Source organism: Tolypothrix tenuis PCC 7101 (assembly GCF_963874875.1).
GTDB classification, from domain to species: Bacteria; Cyanobacteriota; Cyanobacteriia; order Cyanobacteriales; family Nostocaceae; genus Aulosira; species Aulosira tenue.
On record NZ_CAWNJS010000001.1, the window covers coordinates 1,773,657 to 1,790,351 of the forward strand.

The 16,695-nt window shown below is 39.8% G+C and carries 18 protein-coding genes and 1 other RNA gene; 7 read left to right on the plus strand and 12 right to left on the minus strand.

What is annotated here, in order from left to right; genetic code table 11:
• Positions 1-155: 155 nt before the first annotated feature.
• Both AACU25_RS07225 and rppA read right to left on the minus strand, forming a co-directional pair.
• Entirely contained in the window at positions 156-1,421 is a 1,266-nt protein-coding gene (locus tag AACU25_RS07225) for a sensor histidine kinase (RefSeq protein ID WP_096574547.1), read from the minus strand.
• A 44-nt stretch (positions 1,422-1,465) separates the two neighbouring features.
• On the minus strand, positions 1,466-2,152 hold the full coding sequence (gene rppA / locus AACU25_RS07230) for a two-component system response regulator RppA (RefSeq protein ID WP_096574548.1): 687 nt from the start codon (positions 2,150-2,152) through the stop codon (positions 1,466-1,468).
• Between the two features lie 387 nt (positions 2,153-2,539).
• Between rppA and AACU25_RS07235 the strand changes: the two genes are divergently transcribed.
• Both AACU25_RS07235 and AACU25_RS07240 read left to right on the plus strand, forming a co-directional pair.
• Positions 2,540-3,127, plus strand: coding sequence for a hypothetical protein (locus AACU25_RS07235; protein WP_190445615.1), 588 nt, complete (start codon positions 2,540-2,542; stop codon positions 3,125-3,127).
• A 94-nt stretch (positions 3,128-3,221) separates the two neighbouring features.
• Positions 3,222-3,356 (plus strand): hypothetical protein, encoded by a 135-nt coding sequence (locus AACU25_RS07240; RefSeq protein WP_321206586.1) that lies wholly within the window; start codon positions 3,222-3,224, stop codon positions 3,354-3,356.
• A 3-nt stretch (positions 3,357-3,359) separates the two neighbouring features.
• Here the strand turns inward: AACU25_RS07240 and AACU25_RS07245 are convergent, their stop codons facing one another.
• Entirely contained in the window at positions 3,360-3,653 is a 294-nt protein-coding gene (locus AACU25_RS07245) for a hypothetical protein (protein WP_096574550.1), read from the minus strand.
• Between the two features lie 304 nt (positions 3,654-3,957).
• Positions 3,958-5,454: an RtcB family protein gene (locus tag AACU25_RS07250; protein ID WP_096574551.1), complete on the minus strand. Its 1,497-nt coding sequence runs from the start codon at positions 5,452-5,454 to the stop codon at positions 3,958-3,960.
• Between the two features lie 222 nt (positions 5,455-5,676).
• Between AACU25_RS07250 and AACU25_RS07255 the strand changes: the two genes are divergently transcribed.
• Positions 5,677-6,489 (plus strand): methyltransferase family protein, encoded by an 813-nt coding sequence (locus AACU25_RS07255; protein WP_321206585.1) that lies wholly within the window; start codon positions 5,677-5,679, stop codon positions 6,487-6,489.
• A 160-nt stretch (positions 6,490-6,649) separates the two neighbouring features.
• On the opposite strand, the gene AACU25_RS07260 is transcribed toward AACU25_RS07255, so the two are convergent.
• Positions 6,650-7,963 (minus strand): dihydrolipoamide acetyltransferase family protein, encoded by a 1,314-nt coding sequence (locus AACU25_RS07260; RefSeq protein WP_096574553.1) that lies wholly within the window; start codon positions 7,961-7,963, stop codon positions 6,650-6,652.
• 427 nt (positions 7,964-8,390) lie between these two features.
• Here AACU25_RS07260 and AACU25_RS07265 point away from each other — a divergent pair, with 427 nt between their 5' ends.
• Both AACU25_RS07265 and pstS read left to right on the plus strand, forming a co-directional pair.
• Entirely contained in the window at positions 8,391-8,939 is a 549-nt protein-coding gene (locus AACU25_RS07265) for a hypothetical protein (RefSeq protein WP_096574555.1), read from the plus strand.
• A 352-nt stretch (positions 8,940-9,291) separates the two neighbouring features.
• Complete coding sequence (pstS, locus tag AACU25_RS07270; RefSeq protein WP_096574556.1) at positions 9,292-10,344, plus strand: phosphate ABC transporter substrate-binding protein PstS; 1,053 nt, start codon at positions 9,292-9,294, stop codon at positions 10,342-10,344.
• 5 nt (positions 10,345-10,349) lie between these two features.
• On the opposite strand, the gene queF is transcribed toward pstS, so the two are convergent.
• From queF to AACU25_RS07295, 5 genes are all read right to left on the minus strand, one after another.
• Positions 10,350-10,745, minus strand: a complete 396-nt coding sequence (queF, locus tag AACU25_RS07275) for a preQ(1) synthase (RefSeq protein ID WP_096574557.1) — start codon at positions 10,743-10,745, stop codon at positions 10,350-10,352.
• A 138-nt stretch (positions 10,746-10,883) separates the two neighbouring features.
• A complete protein-coding gene (locus tag AACU25_RS07280) occupies positions 10,884-11,276 on the minus strand; it encodes a hypothetical protein (RefSeq protein ID WP_096574558.1) in 393 nt (130 codons plus the stop codon).
• A 136-nt stretch (positions 11,277-11,412) separates the two neighbouring features.
• Positions 11,413-11,805 (minus strand): phasin family protein, encoded by a 393-nt coding sequence (locus AACU25_RS07285; protein WP_096574559.1) that lies wholly within the window; start codon positions 11,803-11,805, stop codon positions 11,413-11,415.
• Positions 11,806-11,830: 25 nt separating this feature from the next.
• Positions 11,831-11,927: signal recognition particle sRNA small type (ffs, locus tag AACU25_RS07290), an RNA gene on the minus strand.
• Between the two features lie 38 nt (positions 11,928-11,965).
• Positions 11,966-12,232 (minus strand): YciI family protein, encoded by a 267-nt coding sequence (locus tag AACU25_RS07295; RefSeq protein WP_096583561.1) that lies wholly within the window; start codon positions 12,230-12,232, stop codon positions 11,966-11,968.
• A gap of 254 nt (positions 12,233-12,486) precedes the next feature.
• On the opposite strand from AACU25_RS07295, the gene AACU25_RS07300 reads away from it, so the two are divergent.
• Positions 12,487-13,032, plus strand: coding sequence for a 2'-5' RNA ligase family protein (locus AACU25_RS07300; RefSeq protein WP_096574560.1), 546 nt, complete (start codon positions 12,487-12,489; stop codon positions 13,030-13,032).
• A 94-nt stretch (positions 13,033-13,126) separates the two neighbouring features.
• Here AACU25_RS07300 and AACU25_RS07305 read toward each other — a convergent pair whose 3' ends face one another.
• On the minus strand, positions 13,127-13,714 hold the full coding sequence (locus AACU25_RS07305; RefSeq protein WP_096574561.1) for a Uma2 family endonuclease: 588 nt from the start codon (positions 13,712-13,714) through the stop codon (positions 13,127-13,129).
• 155 nt (positions 13,715-13,869) lie between these two features.
• Positions 13,870-15,051, minus strand: a complete 1,182-nt coding sequence (locus AACU25_RS07310; protein ID WP_096574562.1) for a PDDEXK-like family protein — start codon at positions 15,049-15,051, stop codon at positions 13,870-13,872.
• A gap of 237 nt (positions 15,052-15,288) precedes the next feature.
• On the opposite strand from AACU25_RS07310, the gene AACU25_RS07315 reads away from it, so the two are divergent.
• On the plus strand, positions 15,289-16,683 hold the full coding sequence (locus AACU25_RS07315) for a lysophospholipid acyltransferase family protein (RefSeq protein WP_096574563.1): 1,395 nt from the start codon (positions 15,289-15,291) through the stop codon (positions 16,681-16,683).
• The last annotated feature ends 12 nt before the right edge of the window (positions 16,684-16,695 follow it).

Here is a 16,695-nt window from a genome sequence, read left to right on the forward strand (position 1 = left end):
GGGCACGGCACCAGTAAGATATTTTATATGCCAAAAGATTGCGAATGCCGTGCCCTTACAGAGAATTTATCTGTCGCAAATATTATTTGAATTAGTATTACCCTTTCACTTTTAAAACTACTATTCTTTGTATTATTAATAATTATGTTATAATTTCACACTAAAGGTAGAAGAATTTGAAAATTTGACCCCTGCCCGACTACACTAGAAACGTTAATTTGTCCTCCATGAGCTACTACTATTTGTTGAGCGATCGCTAATCCTAATCCAAACCCACCAGTTTTACGGGAACGCTCCTTACTCACGCGGTAAAATCGCTCAAATATATGGGCTAAATCACTTTGTGAAATACCAATACCATTATCTGCAATTGCAATCACAGCTAGATGATGTTGTGTAAACAACTGTAATTTAACTTCACCACCAGCAGGAGTATATTTACAAGCATTATTCATTAAATTAGTTATAGCTTGACGCAGTAATTCAGCATTTCCATAAATATTTACACGCTCTCTATTTAGTTCGCTTTTAAAATTTAGATGCTGTGCAATCTCATGTTTCGCATAATCATCAATTAACTGCTGTACTAAATTTTTTAAATCAAATTTTTGTAAATTTTCTTCAGATAATCTACCTTCATGACGGGCTAAAAATAGTAAATTATCTACCAAGTTACTCATTGACTTGGCAATATCAACTATTTTTTGAAAGCGTTGCCGTTGTGCTTCTAAATTATGAGTAGTAGACAATGAACCATACTGAGCATTACTAATTAGTGCAGCTAAAGGAGAACGCAGTTCATGGGAAGCATCTGCAGTAAATCGCATCAGTTGCGAGTAACTGTGGAGAATTGGTTGCATGGCTAATCCTCCCAACCACCAACCTGTTAGTGCAATGACTCCTAAAGTTGTTGGTACTGCAATAGATAAAACTAACCGTAACTGAGCCAGATTCTCTTCCATTGCTGTCATTGGTATTGCTGCTTGTAAATAACCAATTAACAATCCATTTTGGTAAACAGGCAAAGTTACTTGACGCAGCCAAATGTGAGCATTTTCAGTTTCTAATGTATGGAAACCATTCGCGATCGGTATTTGTTGTTTTGGCAGATCTCCAAAAAATTGTACTAATTGCTTTTGCTCATCATACCAACGCACATAAACAAATTGGCTATCTGGTGGTAGTTGTGCCCGACTTCCTAATAAGGGGACATTTTCTAAATCTACTTTCTGTTGCTGATTATTAAATTTATATTTAACATTAGCTGCCATTACTGTGGTTTTTTTATAAATTAATCTATCAAGTTCCTCTAGTTCATCTTTAACCTCCATAGAATAAACTATCGCCGCAAATGCTATTAAAATACTCCCCATCGCCAGGGTAAACCAAGTTGCAATATTGCGACGGCTACGATTAAACATAATTGAAATTGGGCATTAGCGAAAAGGCAGATAATAATATTTTTTTAACCTATTACTGTTTCAGGCGATTTTAAACTGTATCCCATACCGTAAACAGTTTTAATCCAATCTCCTGCACCAATGATTTGTAACCTATGCCGCAATTTACGTACTAGCACAGTTAAAGCATTACTTTCTGGCTCTGCACCCCATTCCCATAATGCTTGTTCAAGTTGATCACGGGTTAAAATTTGATTGGGATGTCGCATTAAATATTCTAGTAATTGGGCTTCGCGGTGAGATAATTCCACTGTCTTAGAACCGCGCTCCAGAATTAAGCTATTTAAATGTAATTGTAAATCTGACACAGATAGCGAATCTCCTTGCCAAGAAGGAATTCTTCTTCCTAATGCACGTACTCGCGCCAATAACTCGATTAAATCTGCTGGTTTAACCAAATAATCATCGGCTCCTGCATCTAAACCCATGACTTTATCAACTGTAGTATCCTTAGCTGTAAGCATGAGTACAGGTGCATTTTTACCAGCACGCCGATACTGTTGGCAAAGACTCAAACCGCTAACATTTGGTAACATCCAATCTAAAATTAATAAGTCATAATCTTTGTTCGCTAATAACCACTGAGCTGTTTCGCCATCTTCAACACCATCAACGGTATATCCAGCTTCGGTTAAAATCCCTTGTAATGGTTCTAACTGTTCAAGGTCATCTTCTACAAGTAAGATTCGCATATATCCGTCGGTTGAAATCTATTTATGTCAATTTCTTCTCAGAAAATCTTAAAAAAGTCTCGGGCTATTCACATCTTCCGATGGTGATAAAGTAGATTCATTCTTAATGTTGATATTTAATGTTAAGGACACTGATGCTTTACGCTGTCGCTAACGCATCCTACTAAGTCAAATTCAAAAATAAAATATGAGTTCCAATATTGCTCGGTTAAGGATTTTCAAATTGGAATTTGGTAAGGGTAAAAGGTGAAAGGTTTTTTCTTGGCCTTTTTCCTTACCCTTTTACCCTTAAGAAACAAGTATTGATATGAGTTCTATATACGCAATATAAAGTGGCTGAGAAAAATTAGATTTGGTGTTGATTCAATTTAATTTTTAAATGTAAAAATGCCTAGATTTAAAGTCAGATATTTACTAGTTATACTAACTTTGGTCATGATTGGTATTGCTTTTTGGTTGTTTAGTGGTGTAACAACCAAACAATTATTGCGGCGCAGCTATGGAACAGTAGATCAACTAGAAGCTGATACTAGACCACAAGTGGATTTAAAGTTAAATTTAACAGTAGTTGCGACAGAAATTGACAAAGAGCCAAGTTTTACTCAGGTTGAAGTCAAAACAGAATCCTCTAATTATAAAAAATTAGAATTTGAATTTTCACATCAAGCATTAACGCCAGAAGAAGCCATAATTGCACAAGAACTGGGTTTAGCTAATTCATCAGCTAAAAAGTTTAACGGTAAGAAGCAAATTTTGATAGAACTACCAGTTATTTTGCGAGTTATGAAAGCTGAAATTGATCGAGCGAACAATTTAACTGAGATTGAAGTCAGTACTACTAATTCTATCCTTACCAAATTTAACTTAGAGTTTAACTCTATAGATATTGACCAAGTAGAGGCAATGATTGCCCAAGAATTAGGATTATCTTTAGCAGAAGTTAAAAAATTGATCCGCTATCGAATTAAAAAATAAATACCGACAAAGATGAAACAGCAGAGTTGTCTGTGTTCCCCTGCAAAAGATATTCCCCAAAGTTTTATGATGAATAAAACCAGTGCGATCGCTCATGATGAATATTTTGATGTTGGATGACCTGCAACTGAATTTATCTACCAATTGGCAAGAATGGGTAACTGTCTTTGGATACTTAGGTTTAACAGCCGTTGTGATCTGGGGTGTGTTTACCGCACAGAAGAAATGAAAACTACTTCTTGAAGAAATTGCATATCAGATTACCAGGGTCTTGAGGCGCAAATGGTACAGTATCTCCATCTTGTAAAATTTTAACTTGAGTGCGGCAGTTATAAACTGTCATAGGCTTTTTCACACCATCCACACTAATGGCTGCTCTATATTCCCAGTAATTTTTAGCGCTTCGTTGAATACTGAGAACGCAAATTTGATGTCCGTTGTAGTTTCTACATACAGATGCAGCGGCTGGAAAGGCTATTGACAAAGAAAGTATCAATACCGCCAAAAGAGTTATGGATCTGCTCATGCTGATCTCAAATGTTATTTGCGGGCAATCATATCACTTACCCAATACCTCGCCAAAAAGTCTTGAGATTGAACAAGGCATATGTTTTGAAACTATGAGAATTCACGGTGATTTTTGTATCAAAACTAACATATTTTGCCTTGTATTGCAATTTACGCATTGAAAAAATGTATTTATTGAATAGTAGAGTGTTAATATGACCCTAAAAAATGCGATCCTCGTGAGTGGGAATAAAGATGAACGCCCCCGGTAATTACCGGGGGCTTTTTGTTTGCTTGTGCAAAAGCGCTACATTGAACCCAATTTAAGCTTTAAAAGTCAATATAGGACTCAACCTTGCAACGACATCCACCATATTTGCTTCTACCTGCACATCAATTACAGACTGAATAGGTTTGTAAGCGGCTGGTGCTTCCTCAATGCGGCGTTCTTCCCGTAAGGTAATGCAATCAACTCCAGTTAATCCTAATTCGGCTTCAGTGTGGGATGCGCCTTTGCGGTTCAATTCAAAACGCGATCGCACTCTTCCTGCGCCATGTGATGCAGAATGGCAAAATGCGGGATTACCTTTACCCACCATCAGGTAGGAATAAGCACCCATAGAACCAGGGATAATGACTGGTTGTCCTACATAGGCTGGACAAGCGCCTTTGCGTGTTACCCACCTAGCGATTTTAGATTGGGAATTGGCTTTGTCTCCCGAGTCTGCTGAAGGCAAGGTGATGTTGTGTGGTAAGTCGTAAACTAATGGTGCTTCTATATCGCCATAGACTTCTCGCAAACGCAGACGTAACAGTTCTGCTAACAATAGGCGGTTAATAAAACCATAGTTAGCAGCCGTTGCTTCCGCTGCTAAATAACTGGCGACTAGTTCCGGGTGAGAATGAGCAGAAAGGGGAAATATATGAGATTCAGGGTATTTTAAACCTTGAGGCCAAGCAGCCTTGGCTCTATCTCGCCACATTCCGCCAATGTACTTACCTACATTCCGCGAACCAGAGTGAATCATAAAGGCTAATTGTCCTTCGCGTACACCCCAAGCGTGAGCAAGGGCGCGATTTTCGACTTTATCCACTCGTTGCACTTCGACAAAGTGATTTCCCGAACCGATGGTTCCTAGTCCGCCATCGCGCACCAATCCATCATCGGGAACCAATTCTGCCGGTGCAAGTTTCCAGTTACCATTCATTGAACCATCTAAGAAAATGCGATCGCACTCTTGGGATAGCTGTTGTAAATCAGACTTAACTACACTCCCCGTAGCGTTATCTAGCATCGCATCCAACCAACCGGGAACGCCATACTGAAATAATGCACGCATTGTATGAGCAGTCATGGTGACATCGCGAGTACCAAAAAAGTAATCGCCTTTCATGCGTTCTACAAATAAATCACGCTTTTTGAGGAATTCATCGATTGTTAAATCAGCAACATGGAGGCGCATCCCACAATTAATGTCAGAACCAACAGCACCAGGAATAACTTGATCAACAGTTTCCACCACCGAACCAATAGCAACCCCAGCATCACCAGGGTGAAAATCAGGGGTAGCACAAGCACGACAGACACATCCACCTGCGGGATGGCGCACGTTAGCAAGATTTGCTAATTGTTTGAGTGCTTTAGCTTCCACAGGAAAGCCTTCCGGTAACAGAACTTCTGCTGCTGGGGTATCAGGAGAATTAGCAAGCCGAACAGAATAGGTGCGTAGGCGTAGCCCGTCGTAGACATCGCTATAAGTAACATCTAAACCTTGCCGTCCTAAAGCACGCAAGAGACGTTGAAGATTTTTTGGCTGCATGAAAAGCTTACGGGAGTCTTGAACAAGACTCTTGAGATTGAAGAGATTAAGAGACTGGGGTTCAGCAGCCGCGTCTCAAGTGTAGTAGGAGGTTTTTCCCAGGCTTTTGAGGAAAATTATATTTTAATTCTTTCTAGAGTTGAGGTCAATCAGCATAGGGCGCAGTGGTTCAAGCTCCCCTCGTTATCGCAGTGAATTTATATTTATTCTTCCTTGGGAGGGATGCATGAAATCTTACCTTACCTACCTTATAAGATTAGCGATCGCACCCCAATATCCCAAATTTCAGCCTGTGATTTTTCATGGTTTCACAAAGTAAATAAGGATTTTATGATGACAACTGAAACCAACAAATTAACGGCATATCACTTTATATATGCAACATTTTATATTCTCCTTGTACCAGGATTAGTAATCTTGATTTCTGGTGATTGGCTTTGGATTGAAGGATGGATTTTTGCAATTTGGTTTCTGGTGCTATCGTTAACGACAATGATTTATCTGTATCGTCAAGACCCAGGATTATTGCTAGAAAGATTTAAACCTCCTGGTTCAGATAATCAAAAAACATGGGATAAATATTTTTTGTATGCGATTCAAATATTATTTTGGGTTTGGCTGGTAGTTATGCCTTTGGATGCTAAAAGATATGCATGGAGTGCCAACTTTCCATCATGGTTAAAAGTTGTAGGGGGAATCGAACTGCTAATATCTTTATTCTTTTTATATCGCTCGTTTACCGATAACAGTTTTTTATCACCTCTAGTCAGAATCCAAAGTGAGAGAGAACATAGAGTAGTATCAACAGGAGTTTACGGCTTTGTCCGACATCCTATGTATCTGGGTGCAATTTTCCTATTTATCGGCACGCCTCTGTTACTCGGTTCTTTATATGGGGTCTTAATTGGTGTAATTTTCTCTTTGGTTTTAGTAGCCAGAATATTTGGTGAAGAAAAAATGCTAGTTGAAGAATTACCAGGTTACGAAGATTATCAACAGAAAGTAAAATATCGGCTGATACCATTTATTTGGTAATAATTAACAAATAGTAGGATGCGTTAGCGATGGCGTAACGCATCCGTGTTAACTGTTGATTTTCATCATTTTTCATATAAAGTCCATTAAAAATAAAAAGACCTGGAAATTATTTAATTCCAAGTCTCAAACCTAAATTTATTTTTTTAAAGAATCTCTGTTACATAGTCAAAGATTGTGGATTTGTCTCAATTAACTTAGCTAAATCTTGCAAGAATGCAGCAGCATGAGCACCGTAAATAATGCGATGGTCGGAGGTAATATTTACCTGCATTTGTTGACGTACACCAAATAAACCATCAGAGGTTGCTACAACTTGCGGGCGAGATGCGCCAATCGCTAAAATCGAACCTTGTCCAGGGGGTAAAATTGCGTCAAATGTATCTACGCCAAACATCCCCAAGTTGGACAAAGTAAAAGTACCACTGTTGTATTCGTCTGGTTGCAGTTGTTTGGCTCTAGCACGTTCTACCAAAGACTTCCAACTGCGGGATAGGGAATAAAGATCTACTATGTCTGCATTCTTTAATACAGGTGTAATCAATCCGCCATCATCCATTGCTACAGCTACGGAAATGTTGATGTCAGAATGATAAACAATTCCTTGATCGGAATAGCTAGCATTGATTAGTGGGTGTTTTTGCAACGTTACTGCTACGGCTTTTGCCAATAGCGCTGTCATTGTTACCCCTTTGGACTTAACCTGCTTATACAGCTTGTCTAGTGCATCGGTGGTAATTGTATAACCCACACGGAAAACAGGTACAGATAAGGTAGCTACCATGTTCCGTACCACTGCATTTTGGAAGGTAGTTAGAGGTACTACCTGGCCAGGAACAGCGCTAGCTGCTGCGGGAACAGGTGCAGGTGCGGGTGCAACTTTTGGAGATGGTGGTGCAACTGGGGCGGTTGTTGGTACAGATGGTGGCGGTGTAACTGGTGCGCTAGCGGCTGGCTTACCTTTATTTGCAGCAGCTTCCACATCTTCAGCCACAATGCGACCGTAGGGGCCACTACCTTGAAGCGTCTTTAAATCGATTTTTAACTCTTTTGCCAATTTACGAGCCCGTGGAGAAACTACGAGCCGTCCTTCTTGATGGTTTGAGCCGTTTTGAGACGCTAAGGCTGGTGTTCCACCAGAAACAGAAGCGGCGACTGGCTGAGGCGCAGCAGGAGCCGGGCTAGCAGCACCACTAGAACTAGCAGTCGCCTTAGCAGCTTCGATTTCAGCTTCTGTTTCTACAATAAAAGCGATCGCATTTCCTACAGCCGCAGATTCACCAGCTTCCACTAAAATGTGAGCCAGATATCCTTCATAGAAGGATTCCACATCCATATCTGCCTTATCTGACTCGACAACCACCACTGTTTCGCCTTTTTCCACTTTATCGCCTGGAGACTTCACCCAAGAGACAATTTTGCCTTCGGTCATGGTGGAACTCAGCGCCGGCATAAATACTTCGTAAATGCTCATAGGGTGGTTTCAGAATCAATGAATTTTATGGACTTTAACAGCTTTCACCAGATCGAATTGTATCTTGGTGTGAGAATTTTCGGTTCAGGATTTTTGGGGATTGGGGATCGGGGATTGGTGACTGTGGGGACTGGGGACTGGGGACTGGGGACTAGGGAAATGAGAGAGAAGCTAATTACCCATTACCCATTACCCATCCCCAGGAACTTAAAGCCAAGATAAAGGTCTACATATAAATGCAATTCTCAAGGGGTTCCTGTATGATGCAATTGCGATCGCCTAATTTGGTGATATATCTTAATTTTCTGCGCGATCGCTCAGGGGAGCAAGAAGGCTGCCCATAATCTCAAGATAGAAGCTTAGTAGTTAGGCTTCCATTTACAATTCAAAATTGATAATTTACTGTTTGAAATTTTTGTTTGATTTTATGTCAGTAAAGTGGAAATTGTTCTTGATTTTGATACTCAGTATGTTTGCCACTGCTGGCGCTGGAGTTTATCTCTCCCAAAACCAGCCATTTGCAACCAGTATTGATATAAGTCATGGTCAAACTCAGCAGGTAGCAGCAACTCAAATATCTCAGAATATTGCAACTGAATCAGAGCGTATCCACTATAAAACTATACCCCTGGAAAGTATTAACTCTAATCTTCAAGGTAGCGATCCGGCTACATTGGCTCTGAATGCATTTGAGGACACAGCATCAGATATCGGAACACGTAAAGTAGAGGTGGTATATCCGCAACGCAATCAGGCTTTAGTAACCGTTACGCAAATTTCCCATAGTAATAATTTAGTTGGTGCAGTTAAATACCGATTTGAGATGACTACCTTTGGGCGATCGCTATTAGTCACTTCGCCCCCTGTATGGCAAATTGTCTGGGCTGGTTCTCAAGTGCAATGTTTAAGTGGAAATCGTTCCAGAAAGAATTTCACCCAAAATTGTCAACCATCTTATCGAGAAATCAGCAACTAGTAGTTAGTCGCAAAAATTGCGCCCAGCCTCTATATTTTTGTGATTAGAAATTAATTTTGCAAAAATTGCTAAATCGGTGCAATTAGAGCGATATAGTTTTATTTTTGTAAAATCTATGAAATCATATAATTTTTTCAGGTATTTGTTGACTTTGCATGTTTTTTTGTTGTGTACGTTTACCTGAAAAAATTAGCAGGTTGATTCATTACTGAACTAAAATCCAAAATTGATTGACTCTACAACATCTTTAACATTTAATTATCAAGTTCAGTATCAATCTGCATTTGAATAGTCAGCTAGACATCAAAAGAATTGGCTAAACTATTCATTCAAGCTAAAAAGTCACATTTCTATGTCTGCTCAACTTCAATTTAAGCGATCGGCTCCTTTGTTAGCCCTAATTGCTGTTTCGTTGAGTATTTCTTCCTGCGCTGCTGATTCTAAAAGCGTCAAGGCTGTTTCTGTTGTGGGTGCTGGGGCAAGTTTTCCTGCACCTTTATATCAGCGCTGGATTGCAGATTACCACCAACGAAATCCCCATGTAGAAATTAACTATCAGTCTTTAGGAAGCAGTGTAGGAATACAACAACTCATCCAAGGTACTGTAGACTTTGCCGCCAGTGATGTAGGAATTACACATGAACAAGCCGCTCAAGTCAAAAGAGAAGTGGTTGCTTTACCCATGACTGCCAGTTCAATAGTGTTAGCTTACAATATTCCGAATTTGCCAACTCAGATGAAGCTATCACGTTCAGTCTACACAGATATCTTTTTAGGAAAAATTACCAATTGGAACGATCCAAAAATAGCAATAGCTAATCCAGGAGTAAATTTGCCGAATCTGCCAATTCAAGTTATCCACCGAACCGATGGTAGCGGTACAACTAGCGTCTTAACACAACATCTCAGCGCTATTAGCCCAGAATGGAAAAACAAAGTTGGGGCTGGTAAATCTATACAATGGCCAGTAGGGATTGCAGCTAGGGGGAATGAAGGCGTTACTGCTCAGATACAACAAACCCCAGGAGCTTTTGGTTATGTCGAGTATGTCTATGCCATACAAAATAAATTATCTGTAGCGACTTTAGAAAATAAATCTGGGAATTACATTCAGCCCACACCTGAGTCAGTAGCTAAAACTTTAGAATCGGTAAAATTGCCCAGTGATACATTAATTGCTTTTATCGCCGATCCAAGAAATCCTCAGTCTTATCCAATTGTCACTTATACTTGGCTGTTAACTTATAAACATTATGAAGACTCAGCCAAAGCCCAAGCAATGAAAAATTTTGTTGACTGGGCTGTGACTGAAGGGCAAAAGTCTAGTGGAAAACTGGGATATATTCCTCTGTCTCAAAAAGTTGTAATTCAGGTGAAGTTAGCAGCAAAGAAAATATCTCATTGAAGATATTATTTTGCTAGCTTTTGATGACGCACTTCCACTACTGTATGCACATTCCCACGGGGAGTAAAATCTGCTTTTACTGTAGCTTCTAAAGGGTCACAAGCTGCCACAAAATCATCAAGAATTTGATTAGCAGATTCTTCGTGGGAAATATAGCGATCGCGGTAACTGTTAATGTAAAGCTTGAGTGCTTTCAATTCCACTACACGCTCATCAGGTACGTAGCTAATATAAATTGTGGCAAAATCCGGATACCCTGAAAACGGACATTTACAAGTAAATTCCGGTAACGTAATACTAATGTCATATCTTCTACCCACACGCGGATTTGGAAATGTAATCAGCTGTCCTTCCGCAATCTCGCGTTCGCCGTATTTAATTTCTGTAGTGTTATTTGTCATTTGTTATTTGTCATGTGGTAATGGGTAATGGGTAATGGGTAATTGGGTGTTTAGCGTTTGTCATTAATTATTTCTCCCCCTGCTCCCTGCCCCCTGCCCCCTTGCTTTTCCCTGTCTCCCTCATCCCCCTCATCTTCATTACTGTTCCCAGTCTGGACAATTATTATCATCCCAGCCGTGAGGGTGCATGGCACAGACTAATAAGTTACCACCATAAACTTGACCGTGGTAGTTAGTGCAACCAATACAGGCGGGATTTTTTTCGGGTGTGGGTTCTACTGGATAAGGAAAACCTGGATCTACATCAGCCATGACATCTTCTAATTCCCAATAAACTTCCATCATGGGTTCAGTCAAGTCATGTAAATACTGGTCAACTTCAGTGGCAATTGTAGTCTGTACTTGTTCTGTAATTTCTTCTGTCATTTCCAGAAAAGCGTCTACCATTTCACTCATTCCTAGGAAAAAGTGCTCTACTTCAACAGCCACAGTTTCAATGATGTCAATTAAATCTTTTTGCCACTGATCCATAAACTTTATATCTTTTCTGGCTATAAATAGAGCATTTAGTACAGCTTTACTGGCAGCAATAGGCTATACCCTAGGCCAAGTATATTCAAAAAATTGCTATGTTTTGCTTTATTAATCAACTGCTTACGAGTTATTTTTACTCGTCACGTTGCAGTCGTTTTAACTCTTCTTGTAATTCTAGGACTTGAGCGCGCAATCCATCTACATCATTAGTTGCAGAGGTTGCGGTATTTTTCACCGTTGGCTCTTCATCATCTTCTAAAATTTCTATGCGGCGGGGTTCAGCAGGTGGTTTTTGCTCTGCATCTGCACCAGATGTAGGCGGCTGTTGAGCTTGCTTCATCATATCTTCGACAAAGCGACGGGCTTCATCTGTCGTCATTTCGCCCTTTGCCACCATTTCATCTGCCAGTTTTTGGACTTGCGATCGCAGTTCCGCTAATTTTCCTCCTGCTTTCTCACCTGCGTAAGAAGCTAACCCAACACCGAGGTAAAAAGCTTTTTGAACAATATCTCCAAAACCAGGCATTGCTGCTGAACGCTCCTAAAAATAGGGCGACCCGGAGACTACGCCTACCACAAGCATCCCGTATTGCTGCTACCTTCCGGTCCTGACAAGATTTGGGCGTTGAAGTCGCATAGATCCAGGTCTATAAATCATCATAACATCAAAATTTAGTAATTTAATGTTATTCCATAACAATTCGCCATTCGTGTAACTGATATTTCACACAGCCGTTTTTTACCAAGGGATCAAGGGCTACAATCGCTTGGGCTTCCGCCATCGATTCTGCCTCAAACACCATCATTCCCCCTCCCAATTCTGCCCAATAACCGGTCTTGGCTTTGTGTCCTTTGGCAATTAAATCCTGAACATAAGCTTTATGGGCAGGAACGTATTGATCAAAGGTAGGTTTATCAACTGTACCTTCTTCAATCTTCACAAAAGTTGGCATTTGCTTGCGACCTCTAGAATTTTCTGTATCGTAATCTAGTAGGGATTGGGGATTGGGGACAAGGGATGAGGGGGACTGGAAAAAGCAAGGGGGCAGGGAGCAGGTGAACCAGCCCCCGTCTTGGCGGTCTCCGTCACGATGGGGGACTGGTGAACCCGAAGGGGAGCAGGGGGAGAAATAATTAATGACAAACACCCAATTACCCATTACCCCATGCCCGATGCCCGATAACCTTTGACTTTTGACTTTTGTAAATGAATCTCTTTTTTATTGCATTGCTACCACCGCAAGATATTCAAGATTACGCAAACCAAATCAAGCAATATTTTGCTGATAATTATGCTAGCCGACACGCGCAAAAGTCGCCCCCACATATTACTTTGCAACCACCCTTTAAATGGGCTAATAGCGATGTGTCACGCTTAGAAGCATCTGTGGCAGAATTGGCGATGAGAAAACAGGCAGTATCGATTAACCTCAAGGGGTTTGCTGCCTTTGCGCCCAGTGTCATATATATAAATGTATTGAGAACGCCAGAACTGTTGAATTTGCAAGCCGATTTAATGGCTCATGTCGAAGCAACATTAGGTATTGTGGATGAGGTTGGTAAAACTCACCCCTTTGCACCCCACATGACAGTTGCATTTCGGGACTTAACAAGACAAAACTTTAAAGCAGCTTGGCCAGAATTTGAAAATCGTCAATTGCATTTTGAATTTATTGCCGACAAGTTAACACTATTAATGCATGACGGTAGAAGATGGAATATTAAATCTGAGTTTGCTTTATTAACAGATTAAATACCAAAGTTAATCGGCTAATATGAGCCTATATAAAATATTTTCGTGATTTCTTGAGTGTAAAATTTTGCTGGCGATCGCATTTTAAATTCAGTTACATAATCTGCTGTAAATGCAACACAAATCCAGGTAAAACATCTTCGCCTGATAAACTTTCAGGGTTATCTAATATCTCTACATCTTTTCCTGGACGATAAATTTCTACACGCTGATTTTTGCGATCAATTAACCAGCCTAAGCGAGCGCCATTTTCAATATATTCCCGCATTTTTTCCTGCAAATCCTTTAAAGAATCGCTAGGGGAACGTAACTCGACAACAAAATCAGGACAAATAGGGGCAAACTTTTCTTGTTGTTCTGGGGTTAAAGCATTCCAGAGATCAATTTTTACCCAAGAAGCATCAGGGGAACGTTCTGCACCATTGGGTAATTTAAAGCCACCATTAGAGTCAAAAGCGATTCCTAAATCATTGGTATCTACCCAATTAAACAGCTTTTGAGTAAGTCTGCCGTTACGATTACTAGTTTCTCCACCAGTTGGTGCCATAATTAGTACTTCCCCTGATGCCGTACGCTCAAATCGATAATTGCGGTTTTTCTGACACATCTGGAAAAACTGCTCATCAGTCAAGTCGATTTCTAATTTTAGGGTAGAAGGCAAAGTGATTGTCGCTGTGTCCATAAACTTAGCCCAACATCTTACTTTCTATTTTAGTAGAGTTTGGGGAGCGATCGCATAAAAGTAAGCTTACTTATACTAAGCGATCGCGCTTTGCAAACCAACATAAAGGCGATCGCTAAATATTATTCGCACCTTTTAGTATATGCAAATATGTCTTAGGGGCTAAACTGAGCTAGATTCTCACTAATTATCTTTTCTATTTTTACAAAGTCATCTTTGATAAAATTGTCCCAAGAGTTATGAATCTTTTGCATTAAATCCTCAACGTTTGCATCTTTATAATCTGTACTATTTAAAATATCTTTTTGATAAATAGTTATCCACCTCTCAGACCATCTAGTATTTTTCTTAAAAATTGTCTGGCTACTTAGGGAAAATTTATGTAGCTTTTCACGTATAGATGTCTCACCAGCACTAATTCCTAACTGTATTCCAAAATATTCTAAATTATTATCCAAATAAAAGTATAGTGGTAAATTGCTATTTTTCCATTCTTTGACATCAACTCCTATAGATTTACTTTTAAATAAAATTACCGTGAATTTTTGCTTTTCAATATCTCTACTTAATAAGTCATAAACCTTGGTGACTATTTCGGATTGTAAATCCGGACGATGTTCAAAGATTAAATCAAGGGCTTTTTTATGCTTAAAATATATTTTACGGCAGAGTTCAGCAACTTCTGAATTATTCATAATCTGTCTCCTAATTAATGTAGAATAATGAGTTATCAATGTATAAACATCTGTACCAAGGGTCGATTTATAATTATTGGAAATACTATCAAGTATTTCAACCACATTAGAGTACTTATATATTCTCCAATTTTCGTCAGATGGTTGCTCACCTTTTGGCGTTAAATAAATCAATATTTTTCGATAATGTCTATATTCATTCTCAATAATTTCGCGATATCTTTCTAGTTGATTTGAATGTTCTCCAGAATCAACCTTGTTTTCTATCGCACAAACTAATTGATGACGCGGTGATTGTATTAAAATATCAATATTTTGCCACTCTCGTCTAACCTCAGCATCTTTTAAATCAGCTATATCAATATCAACAGCGCTAATATTTGCATACTTTTCATCTTTAGGCTTCTCTGTCTCTAGCAATACTCGCTTGAGAAATCGCTTCAGAAAAATATCATCTAGTCTGTGATTTTGAGATGGGTTTAACAAGAATGCTAAAAAGTTTGAGTGACGTATTTCCTGGCGCACTACGCCAATTGCTTCAAAAATATTGAACTGTGCGAGCTTTGATTCCAGTTCTTCTAATTCTTCATTATCAACAATAAATTTTTCTAGTAATGCTCGGTCTTTTGTTGTTATTGTCATTACTAATGAATTTTCTGATGAACAACAGTTGTATTGTTCCCAGAAATTAAGCAAAGATAACCTTGATACCAAAAATCAGGTTTTTACCGAATTTTCAACAGAATAGTTCCGTAAATAATGACAAAACGCTTTTTTTGATTTATAGTCTCCGCTCAGGGGAAAAAGTGTCAGAATCGAGGAAGCGATCGCAATTTTCTATGATCGCACTGTTCCTCAAGGCAAACTCTGGAGGGTAACTTGCCTAAATCGATTCAATCTGTTCAACCACCACTCAAATTTATCCCCCAACGCTTGAACCGCATTGTCCTCCAGATTTCTCAGTGGTTGTTACCATTTTTTCTACGGTTTCGCACTCGCCCCTGGTTAGTGGCGGGTATTGTTGAGATTGAAGCTAAAAATGCTGAGGTGTTAGCCCAGCTTTATCAACAGTTTCAATCTGGTAAAGTTCGCTTTTTGTTGGCGTTTCGACATCCAGAGGTGGACGATCCTCTGTGTATGTTCTATTTACTGTCTCGGATTGTACCCAAGGTTGCGAAGGAAAAAGGAATAGCCTTGCAATACCCCGTTCACTCCCATTTTCTTTATGATCGCGGTATGACTTTGTGGGCTGGGGACTGGCTGGGGTGGTTTTTCTCGCGCATGGGAGGTTTGCCAATCCGTCGCGGTAGGCGATTAGATAGACAAGCTATCCAAACAGCAAGGGAGTTATTTGCTAATAGCGGTATACCGATCGCAGTAGCACCGGAAGGTGGAAATAATGGTCATAGCCAGATTGTTAGTCCCTTAGAACCTGGTGTGGCTCAATTGGGGTTTTGGTGTGTAGAAGATTTACTCAAAGCCCAACGTTCTGAGACTGTTTTTATTGTCCCGGTTTCTGTTCAGTATCGCTTCGTTAATCCACCTTGGGCAAAGTTACATCGGCTGTTGAGGAAATTGGAAATTGATAGTGGTTTATCAGTACAATCATCCGATCAATTAAGTGGCGATCAACCGCAAGAAATTGATTATCAACGCCTCTGTCGGCTAGCAGAATATGTGATTTCTGAGATGGAGGAGTTTTATCGCCGTTTCTATCATCAACATTTACCAGATACACCCGAACTGGAAATTATTGAGCGACTACATCGCCTCATGGATACTGGTTTGAAAGTAACTGAGCAATATTTTAATATCCAGTCGCAGGGAAATTTTATTGATCGCTGTCGCCGCTTGGAAGAAGTAGGCTGGAGTTATATTTACCGTGAAGATATAGCTGATATTCATGCTTTACCACCCTTCAAACGGGGATTAGCTGATTGGATTGCGGAAGAAGCAGATTTGCGGATGCGACATATGCGCTTGGTGGAAAGTTTTGTTGCTGTTACTGCTAGCTATATTCAAGAACAGGCAACTGCTGAACGATTTGCCGAAACATTATTAATCATCTTCGATATGCTATCTCGAATTGGCGATCGCCAAAAAATGCCCGCCCGTCCCCGCTTAGGATGGCGAAAAGCCCAAATCACTATCGGCGAACCAATTTCGGTAAGCGATCGCTATTTTAAGTCCCAAGGCGATCGCCAAGCATCTAGACAAGCTGTCAGTCAGTTAACTAAGAATTTAAAAACTGAATTAGACCAATTGATTGAATAGTTGGGGTTTGGT

Bases quoted from the DNA above. Each gene is read 5' to 3' on its own strand.
- AACU25_RS07225 (WP_096574547.1), bottom strand. From the start codon at position 1,421: ATGTTTAATCGTAGCCGTCGCAATATTGCAACTTGGTTTACCCTGGCG.
- rppA (WP_096574548.1), bottom strand. From the start codon at position 2,152: ATGCGAATCTTACTTGTAGAAGATGACCTTGAACAGTTAGAACCATTA.
- AACU25_RS07235 (WP_190445615.1), top strand. From the start codon at position 2,540: ATGCCTAGATTTAAAGTCAGATATTTACTAGTTATACTAACTTTGGTC.
- AACU25_RS07240 (WP_321206586.1), top strand. From the start codon at position 3,222: ATGATGAATATTTTGATGTTGGATGACCTGCAACTGAATTTATCTACC.
- AACU25_RS07245 (WP_096574550.1), bottom strand. From the start codon at position 3,653: ATGAGCAGATCCATAACTCTTTTGGCGGTATTGATACTTTCTTTGTCA.
- AACU25_RS07250 (WP_096574551.1), bottom strand. From the start codon at position 5,454: ATGCAGCCAAAAAATCTTCAACGTCTCTTGCGTGCTTTAGGACGGCAA.
- AACU25_RS07255 (WP_321206585.1), top strand. From the start codon at position 5,677: ATGCATGAAATCTTACCTTACCTACCTTATAAGATTAGCGATCGCACC.
- AACU25_RS07260 (WP_096574553.1), bottom strand. From the start codon at position 7,963: ATGAGCATTTACGAAGTATTTATGCCGGCGCTGAGTTCCACCATGACC.
- AACU25_RS07265 (WP_096574555.1), top strand. From the start codon at position 8,391: ATGTCAGTAAAGTGGAAATTGTTCTTGATTTTGATACTCAGTATGTTT.
- pstS (WP_096574556.1), top strand. From the start codon at position 9,292: ATGTCTGCTCAACTTCAATTTAAGCGATCGGCTCCTTTGTTAGCCCTA.
- queF (WP_096574557.1), bottom strand. From the start codon at position 10,745: ATGACAAATAACACTACAGAAATTAAATACGGCGAACGCGAGATTGCG.
- AACU25_RS07280 (WP_096574558.1), bottom strand. From the start codon at position 11,276: ATGGATCAGTGGCAAAAAGATTTAATTGACATCATTGAAACTGTGGCT.
- AACU25_RS07285 (WP_096574559.1), bottom strand. From the start codon at position 11,805: ATGCCTGGTTTTGGAGATATTGTTCAAAAAGCTTTTTACCTCGGTGTT.
- AACU25_RS07295 (WP_096583561.1), bottom strand. From the start codon at position 12,232: ATGCCAACTTTTGTGAAGATTGAAGAAGGTACAGTTGATAAACCTACC.
- AACU25_RS07300 (WP_096574560.1), top strand. From the start codon at position 12,487: ATGAATCTCTTTTTTATTGCATTGCTACCACCGCAAGATATTCAAGAT.
- AACU25_RS07305 (WP_096574561.1), bottom strand. From the start codon at position 13,714: ATGGACACAGCGACAATCACTTTGCCTTCTACCCTAAAATTAGAAATC.
- AACU25_RS07310 (WP_096574562.1), bottom strand. From the start codon at position 15,051: ATGACAATAACAACAAAAGACCGAGCATTACTAGAAAAATTTATTGTT.